Annotated in this window: 12 protein-coding genes; 11 read left to right on the top strand and 1 reads right to left on the bottom strand. The window is 33.9% G+C overall.

The genetic code is table 11. The features are described 5' to 3' along the window. Window positions 1-23: 23 nt before the first annotated feature. A complete protein-coding gene (locus tag AS161_RS07170) occupies window positions 24-1166 on the bottom strand; it encodes a hypothetical protein (RefSeq protein WP_164542300.1) in 1143 nt (380 codons plus the stop codon). Between the two features lie 218 nt (window positions 1167-1384). Here AS161_RS07170 and rnr point away from each other — a divergent pair, with 218 nt between their 5' ends. The 11 genes from rnr (at window position 1385) to AS161_RS07115 (ending at window position 12853) form a co-directional block, all read left to right on the top strand. Further along, complete coding sequence (gene rnr / locus AS161_RS07165) at window positions 1385-3685, top strand: ribonuclease R (protein WP_164542299.1); 2301 nt, start codon at window positions 1385-1387, stop codon at window positions 3683-3685. Between the two features lie 44 nt (window positions 3686-3729). Continuing rightward, entirely contained in the window at window positions 3730-5775 is a 2046-nt protein-coding gene (ligA, locus tag AS161_RS07160; RefSeq protein WP_164542298.1) for an NAD-dependent DNA ligase LigA, read from the top strand. Beyond that, window positions 5739-6470 (top strand): IspD/TarI family cytidylyltransferase, encoded by a 732-nt coding sequence (locus AS161_RS07155; RefSeq protein ID WP_164542297.1) that lies wholly within the window; start codon window positions 5739-5741, stop codon window positions 6468-6470. The genes ligA and AS161_RS07155 overlap by 37 nt, the downstream gene beginning before the upstream one ends. 16 nt (window positions 6471-6486) lie before the next feature. Continuing rightward, window positions 6487-7563: a lysylphosphatidylglycerol synthase transmembrane domain-containing protein gene (locus tag AS161_RS07150; RefSeq protein ID WP_011993374.1), complete on the top strand. Its 1077-nt coding sequence runs from the start codon at window positions 6487-6489 to the stop codon at window positions 7561-7563. Beyond that, a complete protein-coding gene (locus AS161_RS07145; RefSeq protein WP_164542296.1) occupies window positions 7556-8050 on the top strand; it encodes a metallophosphoesterase in 495 nt (164 codons plus the stop codon). The genes AS161_RS07150 and AS161_RS07145 overlap by 8 nt, the downstream gene beginning before the upstream one ends. Then, the gene (locus AS161_RS07140) at window positions 8028-8708 is read left to right on the top strand and encodes a phosphoribosyltransferase family protein (RefSeq protein ID WP_164542295.1); all 681 of its coding nucleotides are present in this window, start codon (window positions 8028-8030) and stop codon (window positions 8706-8708) included. The genes AS161_RS07145 and AS161_RS07140 overlap by 23 nt, the downstream gene beginning before the upstream one ends. A gap of 32 nt (window positions 8709-8740) precedes the next feature. Further along, window positions 8741-8986, top strand: coding sequence for a hypothetical protein (locus AS161_RS07135; RefSeq protein ID WP_164542294.1), 246 nt, complete (start codon window positions 8741-8743; stop codon window positions 8984-8986). An 85-nt stretch (window positions 8987-9071) separates the two neighbouring features. Next, the gene (locus AS161_RS07130) at window positions 9072-10334 is read left to right on the top strand and encodes an ABC transporter substrate-binding protein (RefSeq protein ID WP_011993378.1); all 1263 of its coding nucleotides are present in this window, start codon (window positions 9072-9074) and stop codon (window positions 10332-10334) included. 157 nt (window positions 10335-10491) lie between these two features. Continuing rightward, window positions 10492-11382 (top strand): ABC transporter ATP-binding protein, encoded by an 891-nt coding sequence (locus tag AS161_RS07125; RefSeq protein WP_164542293.1) that lies wholly within the window; start codon window positions 10492-10494, stop codon window positions 11380-11382. Between the two features lie 41 nt (window positions 11383-11423). Continuing rightward, window positions 11424-12224: an ABC transporter permease subunit gene (locus AS161_RS07120; protein WP_164542292.1), complete on the top strand. Its 801-nt coding sequence runs from the start codon at window positions 11424-11426 to the stop codon at window positions 12222-12224. Continuing rightward, window positions 12221-12853 (top strand): TetR/AcrR family transcriptional regulator, encoded by a 633-nt coding sequence (locus tag AS161_RS07115; RefSeq protein WP_164542291.1) that lies wholly within the window; start codon window positions 12221-12223, stop codon window positions 12851-12853. Before AS161_RS07120 ends, AS161_RS07115 begins: the two co-directional genes overlap by 4 nt. Window position 12854 lies beyond the last annotated feature (1 nt).

Raw genomic sequence — 12854 nt, 5'->3', positions numbered from 1 at the left:
TTTATTCTCCCTCTTTTTGACACTTAAATATGAATAAAAAGATTATACATCAAATTTGCACTGAAGCCAGCCACTATACCACCGATTGTATGTGATAATATAGCCTTACTTGTTAAATATCTATATCCAAGTGCATCCATCATTCCAACGTGTGTACTCAGATATCCACTCCATGTCATTCCAATAGCGGTGAAGACAGCCACATCACTTGGTTTTATAAGGTCATGTTCCATAAATCTTGGAACAAGTGCGAGGGCCGCGCCTGTTGAGCCAAGACAAGTGATAGGAAATGCAATGAGCTGTGGTGAATCGAAGCCAAAAAGGATTTTCAATGGCCAAAATAAGTATTTTCCAATTTTATCAAAAAGTGCGATTCCTTCATATGCAAGTCCTTGATAACCGACAGAGTTGTCCTTAGGGCCGAATGTAAGCATCATAACGAGTGTGCTTATTATAAGAACGCCTGGTATAATTCCTATACCGATATCAACACCCGTTTTCCCGCCATCTAACATCGCTTCAAGGAATCTTTCAAAGGCATTACCTTCTCTTATCTCTCTATGTTTCAAATTTACGTTCTCAACTTCTTTATGAACGCTCCCAAGCTTTTTCTTAGTCCATATAGAGAAAAGTCTAACACTGACTATACTACCTATAATTGTCGCGATATTCCCAACTATAACTGCAGGAACTAGGTTAACTCCAGCTCTTCCACCCTGCGCAATGAAAAAAGTAGATACAATCATTCCCATACCAAATGCTGTACCAAGATTACATAATAAAGGTTCCTGCCACTTTTCAAAATGCGAGATGAAAGATTTATCTTTTGCAAGCGCAATTATAGCAGGGTTGTCAGAAAAGTAAGTTGACAGTATTCCCATTGCAGCAATTCCAGGTAAATTGTAAAGGGGTTTCATCAATTTATCAAGAAGCAGGTGTATCCAGTATATAACTCCAAATTCATTCAAAAGAGCTGCGAAAGCACCAGTTAATACTGCAACTGCCATAATGAAGAATACAGTATTTAACAATAAGTCATGAGCAGTTGACATTAAAGTCTTAAAAAAATTTGCGCTTCCCATTGTTGAAGTAAAAATCCAAAAAAATATTATAAGAAAGAAAAGAAATACAAAAGTTTCAAATGAAAATAAAGGTTTCCTACCCATAGAATATATCCTCCTTCTTTTGCTTAAATTTAGCTAAATTTCATTACAAATAGAGTTTATCATTGACACTATCACTGGTCAAACTTTTTGTATTGTAAAAAATTAGGTTTTTGAACTATATATGTTTTAATGATATAATATTCTTTAGTATTGACAGTTGTTTTTTTTGCTACTTTCGGTATGCAACTTTTAGGATAATATTTAAAGGGGGAATATAAATGCCAAAGAAAACGGAATTGAAAAAATTATTTAGTCAAAAAGAATACACACCAATGACATTCAAGGAGATTTGCAGATACTTTGGGATAGTAGAGGATAATCAGAAAGAACTTTTGAAAGAGCAACTCAACGAATTGATAAATGCTGGATATATATTTAAAGATGATAATGGTAGGTATCAGCTCTCTAAGGGTAATTTATTTGTTGGGACAATAGAATTTACCAGAAGTGGTAATTTAACTTTTGTTACAACAGAAGATGGTCAAGAGATAGCGGTACCAATCGAGAAAACAAATCTTGCGATGCATAAGGATAAAGTCCAAGTTCAGATTATAGGTAAATGGTACGAATTACCAGAGGGTAGAGTTGTCAAAATACTGGAAAGAGGAATAAAAAAGTTCGTTGGTGTTTTTGAAACGCGAGGGCAATTTGCATATATCATACCTGATGATCCAAAATTACCTTTCGAATTTAAAGTTCCGATAGAAGATATAAATGGTGCTAAACCTGGGATGAAAGTAGTGGCTGAAATTACCAAGTATCCAAGTATAAAAAGAGGGCCGGAGGCAAAAGTTGTTGAAGTACTTGGAAAAGTAGAAGACCCTGCTACAGATTTTCCAACAGTTGTTGTGAAACATGACTTACCAGTTCAATTTCCAGATGAGGTGATGGAAGAAGTCTCGAAACTACCAGATAAAGTTTCTGAAAAGGATTTGGAAGGAAGATGGGATTTCAGGAACGAAGTCATCGTAACAATTGATGGTTTGGATGCGAAGGATTTTGATGATGCAGTACATGTTAAGAAGTTACCAAATGGTAATTATCTGCTTGGCGTTCATATAGCTGATGTTTCACATTACGTGAAACCAAATACGGCTCTCGATAGAGAAGCTTTCAATCGTGCAACGAGTATATACCTTGCAGATAGAGTTATACCGATGCTACCATTTAAACTATCTAATGGCTTGTGTAGTTTGGTACAAGGTGAAGACAGATTGGTAATGTCGCTTTTAATGGAAATTGATAAAACAGGGGAAGTTGTTGACTATAAAGTTGGGAATGGTGTTATACGAAGCTACAAAAGGCTTGTTTACGATGACGTAAATGCATTTTTAGAAGGACGTCCTGAGGGTGATAAACTTAAAGACCTTGCTGAGCACATTTACCTTATGAAGGAGCTAAAAGATATTCTCAGAGAAAATAGAAGACGTAGGGGAGCTATATTGGATATAGAAGGTGATGAAGTAAAGATTATTTTAGATGAAAAAGGCCATGCAATTGATATAGTACCCCGAAAGCGTGGAGAATCAGAGGTAATAATAGAAGAATTTATGATAAAAGCTAACGAAACTGTCGCCGAAATATTCCATAATGCCGATATACCTTTTATTTATAGAATTCACGAACAACCTGACTTTGATACATTATTCCAGTTGAAAAATTACCTAAGTGCGATAGGTATCAATATGAAACTTCCCCAACAGATTCATCCTAAGATACTCCAAGAGCTTTTGGAGAAAACAAAAGATCATCCTCTTAGAAGTAGTATTCAAAGGCTTTTGGTTAGATCTATGAAACGTGCCATTTACTCGCCAAGCAATATAGGTCATTTTGGTTTAGCGTCGGAAGCTTACACGCACTTTACATCTCCGATAAGAAGGTATCCTGATCTTATCGTTCATAGATTGTTGAAAAAATACCTCGAAACTGGAGGAAGTATTTCTAAAAAAGAGATGAAAAATATTGAAAAATATCTTGAAAAAGCTTCAATACATTGTAGTAAACGTGAACGTGTAGCAGACGAAGCCGAATGGGATTATGAAGCATTAAAGAAGATAGATTACATATCGAAACATATCGGTGAAGTGTACAAAGTTGTTGTAACATCTGTTGCCAAATTTGGTTTATTCGTGGAGATACCTGATAAATATATCTCAGGACTTATACACATTTCCACTTTGGATGATTATTACTTTTATGATGAGCAAAAGAGTATTTTAACGGGGAAACACTCTGGAAAAATCTATAGAATAGGTGACGTGTTGTACGCAAAAGTTGTTAAAGCTGATAAGGTAAGGATGGAAATAGATTTTGTTGAAGCTTCTTCAGAAGATTTAGCACTAATGGAAGAAACTGAACAGATAATAAAAGAATACGGAGTATCTATAAAGGCTAAATCAAAAGAGAAATCATCGAAAAAGGCTTCAAATAAGTCAAAGAGCCATGAGCAAACTGTACAAAAAAGAAAGAAATCAAGCAAAGAATCTAAAACGGGAATGAAAGATAAAAAACAGAAATAATTTTTAAATATTCGAAAATTTCGAAAATTTCCGAGGTGGTAATCATGGTTTCTGAAAAAATAAAACAGGAGGTAGAAAAGCTAAGAAAAGAAATTGAGTACCATAATTACAGATACTATGTTCTTGCTCAGCCAGTCATAAGTGATGAAGAATACGATAAATTGATGAAACGATTAATGGAGTTAGAGGAAAAATATCCTGAGTTAAAAACTCCCGATTCACCAACACAAAGAGTTGGTGGACAGCTGATTGAGGGATTTGAGACAGTTGAACACAGCGAACCAATGCTCAGCCTTGATAATACATACAACGAAAATGAAATAAGGAATTTTCACGAAAGAATTAGAAAAGTTGTTAGAGATGTTCAATACGTTGCAGAACTTAAAATTGACGGAGTATCTATTGCTTTGAGATATGAGAATGGTCTTTTAGTAAGGGCTATCACAAGAGGCGATGGGTTAAGAGGCGATGATGTTACTGCAAATGTCAAAACAGTTAAATCAATTCCGCTTAGACTTCCCGAACCTCTAACGATAGAAGTACGTGGTGAAATATTCATGCCAGTTCAATATTTTGAAGAATTTAATCGACAACGTGAAGAAGAGGGTTTACTGCCATTTGCTAATCCAAGGAACGCAACGGCGGGAACGCTTCACCTACTTGATCCATCACAAGTTGCTCAAAGAAAATTGGATTCCTTCATGTACTATATTGTAAAACCACAACAATACGATTTGAAAACTCAATGGGATGCGCTTAAGTTTTTGGAAAAATTACATTTCAAAGTTAATCCACATAGTAAATTATTAAGCTCGATAGAAGAAGTGATAGATTATTGGAAAGAATGGACCGAAAAAAGGAAAGAACTTGAGTATTGGATAGATGGTGTTGTAGTAAAGGTTAACGATTTTGAACAGCAAAACGAACTTGGTTGGACTGCTAAATCACCACGTTGGGCAATTGCCTTTAAATTTCCAGCGCAACAAGTTAGAACGAAGGTCTTAAATATCACATTCCAGGTAGGAAGAACAGGGACTATTACACCTGTTGCGGAGTTTGAACCGGTTGAACTTGAAGGTAGCATAGTTAAGAGGGCTTCTTTGCACAATTTTGACTATATAAAAGAAAATGATATACGTGTAGGAGATTATGTTTTTATAGAAAAAGCTGGAGGTATAATTCCACAGATTTCGTATGTCTTAAAAGAATTACGTGACGGTGATGAAATAGAAACTGTTCCACCAGAAAAATGTCCCGAATGTGGAGGACCTGTTGGTAAAGAGTCGGGAGAATACGTAGCTTACAAATGTCTGAATCCACATTGCCCAGCAAAATTGAAAAGACATATTGAAGTATTTGTATCACGTCAAGCGATGGATATACAAGGTCTTGGGCCAAAGATTATTTCTAAGATTGTTGATGCTGGATTAGTTAAGGATATAGCAGATTTATATTATTTAAATATCTTTGATTTAGCGCAAATAAGCGGACTTGGTCCAAAAATGATATCAAATATACTAAGTGAGATAGAAAAATCAAAACAAAATCCAATTGAAAAATTGCTAGTTGGACTTGGAATACCAGGTGTTGGTGAAAAGATTGCAAAAGTGCTTGCCAAAAAGTATAAAAGCATGGAAGAACTTTCAAAAGCAGATATAAAAGAATTGAGTGAAATTGAAGGAATTGGAGAAGATATCGCTAAGAATATAGTCGAATATTTCAATTCGCCAAAGACAAAGGAAATATTGGAAAAATTACGAAAAGCTGGAGTAAATCTCGAAAGTGCTGAAACTACAACTTCAAATATTCTAGATGGACTTACATTTTGTGTAACTGGAACCTTGGAGAATTTTTCAAGGGAAGAGATAAAACGCTTTATAGAATCACTTGGTGGACATTTTACGGATAACCTTACTAAGAAAACAGATTATCTTCTAGTAGGCACAAACCCGGGAAGCAAATTAGAAAAAGCGAAAAAGTTTGGTGTTAAAGTTTTGAATGAACAAGAATTTTTAGAAATGCTTGAAAAGAAAGGAGTTGAACTCAAAGAATCGTGGAAAAAGCCGAAACCAAAAGATACGCTGTTTTAGCATTTGGTGGTCAAGGTAACAGATTTGGATGGGTAAAACCAAAACAATTTTATCCTATAAAAAACGATAAAACTATATTAGAATACATTGTTGAAAAATTTATTTCTTTTGACTTGTTTGATAAAATAATTTTGCTGTCTCCAGAAAATTACATCGATGAAACAAAGAGGATAATCAGTGGAATATCCGACTTTTCGAGAAATAGCATAACAATTCTACCTGGTGGTGACACACGTCAGCATTCGATATGGAATGCGATCTCTTTCCTAAAAGACTTTGCGTATGATGAAGATATAGTTTTAATCCACGATGGGGCAAGACCTTTAATTACAGAAGATATAATCTTAAGAAATTTGGAAGAATGCAGAAAATTTGGAGCTGTTGTAACGGCAATATCCGCAACAGACACTGTAAGTTATTCTGAAAATGGTGAATTTATAGATGAAATAATTCCAAGAAGTAAGATATACCTCCACCAAACTCCTCAAACTTTTAAATTCGGAATAATTAGAAAATCAATGGAAGAACATTTAAATATGCTCCATTCATTTTCAGATGATGCTTCCATGGTTTTGGATTCTGGCTACAGTGTAAAGTATGTAAATGGTAGTAGGGCGAATATAAAAATAACAACGATGGAAGATATTGAAATAGCAAAAAAATTAATAGAAAAATCGGAAGAAACAAAGTACTAGTAAGGGGGAGAGTTATTTGAATTTAAGGAAAATAATAATTAACATAATAATAGCTGTTGTCGTAAGTTTATCCGTTATAAATATTGTTGGTATTTTCTTTGCCAAGGAAAATCCTTACAAGGCTTTGATTTCTTATCCTTTTAAATATGTCCCTGTATTTTTAGTTATTTTAGCGCTTGATTATTTAGCACATGCCATTAGGACGATGATAGTTGTAAAAAGTATGGGATACAAAATAACATTCTTTCAAGCACTTGAAAATGTGTTTTTCAATATCTATTTTTCTTTTGTGACACCAATGTCTATCGGGGGACAGCCTTTTCAGATATACCATCTTACAAGGCTTGGGCTTTCAACTTACGATGCAACTAACATAACTATTTCCAGGATGTTTGTTGGAATAATGATTGTTTTCACAGTAGACATAATTTTTATCAACAAAGTTATAGGAATCTTGAGGGGTACGGTGGGTTTAGGGGTAGTTTTACTTGGATTTTTCGTTACTACGGCGATTAGCATTTTAGGTTTTATAGCTTTTACAAATAAAAAGTTTCTCTTTTCAATTTTCAGATTGATTAGGAAAATCACAAGGTCAGAGAAACTAAAAAACAAAGAAGAAGCAGCACTCAAGTGGATAGAAAATATGAGTGATTCAACTAAAACATTATTCTTGAAAAATTATTGGGCTCTTATATTAGACTGGTTGTTGGGAGTCATAGCTTCGGTAGCTTCACCACTACTTTTAAAACTCTCAATAGAAGCTGTAACAACTATCCGTGTACCACTTTCAGTAATTTGGGGAACTCTTACGATGTTAAACACCGTTGTTTATTACGTTCCAACACCGGGTTCGAGTGGTAGTATAGAGGGGTTTTATCAATTAGTTTTATCACACATGTACGATAGCAAATCTTCGATGGTAGGAATTCTAATGTTTAGAATTATAACCTACTATTTAATTGTTTTCCTTGGTACTGTTCTCATTTGGAGAGTAGCTAGACACAAGGATGAAATGATGAATGATAGTTCAACAAATTTAACAGATGACTCAATTAATACAACGGGTAATCAAGGGGGAAAAAAAGATGAGTAAAGAAAGTCTTTGGTTGATAATAAGTGATTCGCATGACAACATACCAAATGTAAATAAAATTGTGGAAATAGCCAAAAAAAGAGGCATAAGCAAAATTTTTCATCTTGGAGATATCGTTTCACCTTTTCTTGCACCATATTTTTTGCACGATGGAATAGAATTCTTAGGCATATTTGGAAATAACGATGGTGAAAAGTTATTTCTAATGCAAAAGTTCCAATCTAAACTCCACAACGGACCTTATGAAAAAGAAATTGACGGTTTTAGAGTATTCTTAATGCATGAACCATATGCGCTTATACCTGCTATAAAATCTCAACTTTACGATTTCGTCTTTTATGGACATACTCATCAAATTGATATACGTCAAGAAGGAAAAACCCTTATCATAAATCCTGGAGAATCATGTGGCTATCTAACAGGGAAAGCGACTGCGGTCATTTTAAACCCATTAATGAGAGAGTATGAAATCATTGAAATACAGTAAAATAATCGAAATACTTTATAACTCGATTGAAACAATTTCAGATATCACTCGGCTTTTGACAAATACGCAGTGTATTGTCTGTGGAAGAGAGAGTAACGGTCACAGATTGTGCAAACGTTGTCTTGAATTGACGCATGCTCCACCTTCTACTGTTACTTTAATACATAGAGGTCTTGAAATATACTATTTCGGGATTTATAAAGAACTCTTGAGAGATTTTATTCTATCTTACAAATATCAAAACCATGATTCACTTCATAAAGAATTTGCTCAGATGATTGCGAGGACTATAAAGTTTAATCATTTAGATTTTGATTACATAACGTACGTTCCGGCAACTAAGAGTGCCAAAAAGAAACGCGGGTACGATCATATGAATCTCATTGCTAAAAGAATTTCAAAGATGCTAGACATACCATTTGTACAGACTATGAAAGCAGTTAGAGAAACGGACCAGCTTATTGCCAAAAACAGAGAGGAAGCAGTTAAAGGGAAATTTATTCTCTTAGATAATTTGCCGAATTTTTCAACAAAATCTATTTTGATTATTGATGATGTGTATACTTCTGGAAGTACAATGAGGGAAGCTATAAAGACTCTTGAATATTTAAAACCAAAAGAAGTGATACCAATAGTCATTGCTATGAACAGAGGTTAAATGAATGTGTTTAATAGAAAGGAGGTTTCTAAATGTCTGGAAATGTGTATATAAACGAAAACACATCATTTGAGGAAATTGCTGAATATTTTCCTTATCTTATACAGCCACTTCTTGAAAAGGGGATAAAGGTTATAGTATGCGGTGATGTAAAATGGGGGACCATAGGGGAAGAAATTGAAAAAATGGGACTGAAAAAAGAAGATATATTGAAAGAATTAAACGAAATAGCGCAAAAAAACGGTGGTCCTGTCCGCTCTTTGAAGTTAGACCTTTAAAATTCTTAACGAAAAAAAACATAACTTATGGTAAAATAATATGCTACGGTGATTTCTTACCACAAATTTTGGGAGGTGTAGACATATGAGAAAAGTTCTTTTGGTTGTTTTGTTAATCACATCTGTACTGTTTTTTGGTGCGACAAAGGTAGTTTTTTGGCATGCTATGGGCGGTGGACAGGGCGAAACTTTGAACCAGATTGTTAAAGCTTTTAACGAATCTCATCCAGATATCGTAGTTGAAGCAGTTTATATAGGTAACTACAACGCATTACAACAAAAATTACTTGCAGGTGCACAAGCAGGTCAACTTCCAACAATCTCACAAGCTTACGCGAACTGGACAGCCAAATTATTACAAAGTAACATAGTTGAGCCACTTAACAAGTATATGAACGATCCAAAGATTGGTATGACAAAAGCGGAATGGGAAGATGTTTTTAAAGCATTTAGAGATAACTGTACATGGGGTAACACAGTTTACGCAGTTCCTTTCAACAAGAGTTTGTACATACTTTACTATAACGCAACAGCACTATCGGCAGCAGGTATTAGTGCACCAAAATCTATAAACGAACTTCTTTACGCTTCAAAAGCCCTAACAAAGGATAAAAATAAAGATGGTAAACCAGATGTTTACGGTTTTGCGTTCAGAACAACTGTTGATACATTCCAAATATTCCTTATGATGCGTGGCGGAGATATAGTCAAAAAAGATCCAAAAACAGGAAGATATGTTTCTGCGATAGATTCTCCCGAAACAAGAGAAGTTCTCTCATTCTTCAAGAAACTTCTCGACGACAAGGTAGCATTCGCACAAGGTGGATATCTTAATGACATATTTGGTCAAGGTACCGTATTAATGTACATTGATACAATAGCTGGAAGAACATACGTCGAAAGTTCAGCTAAAGGTAAATTCCAATGGTCATGGGCACCAGTTCCTGTTTGGAAGACAAGAAATGTTCCATTTGCAGGAACAGATATAATTATGTTCAGTACAGCTAAGGAAGAAGAAAAAAGAGCAGCTTGGGAATTTATGAAATACTTAATTTCACCAGAAGTCACGGCATACTGGGCGATAAACACAGGCTACTTGCCAGTTAGAAGAGCCGCTCTTCAAACAACGATATGGAAACAAGCAGCAAAGTCTGATCCATTGTTGGAAATTCCTCTACAACAGATTGACAATGCAAAAATGGATCCACAACTTAGCGTCTGGACGGAAATTAGAAACGTTGTTAGCACAATGTTCAACGATTTCATCAACGGAAAAGTTGACATGGAAACAGCAATTAAGAAAGCGGATGCGGATATAAAGAAATATTTGGCTGAAGAATATAAATAATTTAAATTAAAAAAAACAAATAAGGGCTCGATTTATAAATCGAGCCCTTATTTTATTTTAACCTTGATATTTTTGAATAAAATTGATATAATAATAAGTGACCACATGGTCACTTATTATTTTATTATTTCTTATTTCCTATTTGGAGGTGGTTGATTTGGTAGAAAAAGCTGGAAGAGTATATTTACTTGAAATTATCGGATTAACAAAGTACTACGGAAAAAAGTTGGCAATTTCAGATGTTAATCTCTATGTTGATTCTGGGGAAATAGTTGGATTTGTTGGACCAAATGGTGCGGGAAAGACTACAACGATGAGAACGGTGATGGGATATTTAAAACCTTCGAATGGAAAAATTTTCCTTTTTGGTGAGGAAGTTACAAGAAACAATTTACATAGACTAATTAAAGATGTAGGTTACGTTCCAGGAGAAGTAAATTATTATCCAGACGTTACTGTAAAGAAAATTCTCGATTTTTATGCAAGTTTTTATCCTGATTTTGATAAAGATTACTGTGAAAAGTTGTGCAGCAATTTTGACATACCCTTAAACAAAAAATTTGAGGAATTGTCTTTAGGAAATAAGAAGAAAGTCTCCATAATTCAGTCACTTGCACATAAGCCAAAACTTTTAATATTAGACGAACCTACCAACGCACTTGATCCATTTATCCAGAAAAAACTTTACAACGTACTTGAAGAACTTAAGCAGCAGGGAGTTGGTATTTTACTTTCCTCACATGTATTAAACGAGGTTGAGAGACTTTGTGATAGGGTAATTTTTATAAGGGAAGGAAAGATAGTTGTTCCTAAGGTATTTAGAAAATCCTTGAAGAAGGTAACTCTTATCAATGGAATATTTGACGAATCTGTCTTTAAAAATTACAACGAAATTGTTGATTTGAAGAGAAACAATTCTGATATAACCATATTTTTCGATGGAGACGTAAAACGTTTAATTGATTTATTAAACAAAGTTGAATGTTCAGACGTTCTTATTGAGGATTTATCGTTAGAAGACGTGTTTGAGAAGCTTTATCAATCCTAATATTAAATAATTAAAAAATAAAATGAGCGGGAGGGAGAAATGTGCAGGTATTTAAATGGGAAATGAAGAGGAATTTTAAATCTTTTGTAATTTGGTCCGCGTTTATAATAGCCATACAATTTATGTACTCAGCTTTATTTCCATCTTTTGCTGGTGAAGGTGGTTTGTTTTCATCAAAGATGCAACTTTTACCAAAAGCCTTTTTAAAAATATTTGGTGTTGAAAAGATAGATTTCAGCGATATACTTCACTTCTTTGCGATGCAAGGCCAAATATGGATATTTCTCTTTGCAACTTTTTATTTGACAAAGCTTTCCTCTTCTATGTTTGTAAAAGAGGAGCACGATAAAACCGCAGAATTTGTCTTATCAAGACCTATAAGTAGAAAAAAATACGTTTTGGAAAAATTTTTATCAGTTAGTCTATATTTAATTTTTTACGACTCTGCGATTACATTTTCTCTCCTTGGAATGTTTAACAAATACAAAGTGAAACCTTTTGATTTGTCGCTTTTTTGGCAAATTGCATTCTCCTTTTGGGCAGTGCATATATTTATGACGGCTGTAGGAATTGCCTTTTCGCTTATAACTCGAAAAAGAAATATCGCCGATACAGGTTCTTTGTTTGTTCTTGGATTTTTCTATGTACTTTCACTTATTTCACGTGTGTATGAAAAGTACGAATATATAAAAAATTTCACGCCATTTGGAATATTTGACCCAGCGATGCTTATAAAAGGTAAAAATTTTAATGTAACTGCATTTGTTGTAATTATACTAATTTACATCACTACTTTATTTTTTGGAGTTTATTACTACGAAAGGAAAGATATATACTCATGAAAGAAGTTAAAAACGAAACAAAGAAAGATTTAATATTGAAAATAGCCTTAGAAGAATTCGCTAATTACGGTTTTGTGGCGGCATCTACCAACAGGATAGCAAAAAAAGCTGGCATTTCTAAAGGATTGATATTTAAATACTTTAAAAGTAAAGAAAAATTGTACTTTTCAGTTTTTGAACAACTTATATCCGAATTATATTCAGTTGTTTTACCTAAAATAGAAGTTTGTAATGACTTTTTTGATTCACTGATAGAGGTGACTAAATCAAAGATTGAATATTTTATCGTACATCCACTTGAGTTTAAATTTCTTGAAATCTTGAGAAACGATTTAGAGAACGTTAATTCAAAAGTTTTCACCACAGAAATGAAAAAGAAATTGATAGAATTAATGATGAACGAAGAAAAGAAAAGTTACAACATTTTATGGGAAAAGTTTTCAAATATCAAACTTAAAGATGGTATTGATAGAAACTCCGCTTTTGAGTTCACGTTTACTGTGCTCAAATCATATGGAAATTTATTGTTGAATAAATATAGTCTCCAAAAAGATATGGAAGATGGTATGAACAAAATTTTGGACGAGTTAAAAAAAGTTATAGAGTTTATAAAATATGGAATTCTCTGAT

This window comes from Fervidobacterium sp. 2310opik-2, from assembly GCF_011057735.1.
GTDB lineage: Bacteria > Thermotogota > Thermotogae > Thermotogales > Fervidobacteriaceae > Fervidobacterium > Fervidobacterium nodosum.
The sequence above is the reverse complement of the archived record's forward strand: the minus strand, read 5'-3'. Positions and strand labels throughout refer to the sequence as shown.

Bases quoted from the DNA above. Each gene is read 5' to 3' on its own strand.
- AS161_RS07145 (WP_164542296.1), top strand. From the start codon at position 7,556: ATGAGTAAAGAAAGTCTTTGGTTGATAATAAGTGATTCGCATGACAAC.
- AS161_RS07135 (WP_164542294.1), top strand. From the start codon at position 8,741: ATGTCTGGAAATGTGTATATAAACGAAAACACATCATTTGAGGAAATT.
- AS161_RS07130 (WP_011993378.1), top strand. From the start codon at position 9,072: ATGAGAAAAGTTCTTTTGGTTGTTTTGTTAATCACATCTGTACTGTTT.
- AS161_RS07115 (WP_164542291.1), top strand. From the start codon at position 12,221: ATGAAAGAAGTTAAAAACGAAACAAAGAAAGATTTAATATTGAAAATA.
- AS161_RS07140 (WP_164542295.1), top strand. From the start codon at position 8,028: ATGAAATCATTGAAATACAGTAAAATAATCGAAATACTTTATAACTCG.
- AS161_RS07170 (WP_164542300.1), bottom strand. From the start codon at position 1,166: ATGGGTAGGAAACCTTTATTTTCATTTGAAACTTTTGTATTTCTTTTC.
- ligA (WP_164542298.1), top strand. From the start codon at position 3,730: ATGGTTTCTGAAAAAATAAAACAGGAGGTAGAAAAGCTAAGAAAAGAA.
- rnr (WP_164542299.1), top strand. From the start codon at position 1,385: ATGCCAAAGAAAACGGAATTGAAAAAATTATTTAGTCAAAAAGAATAC.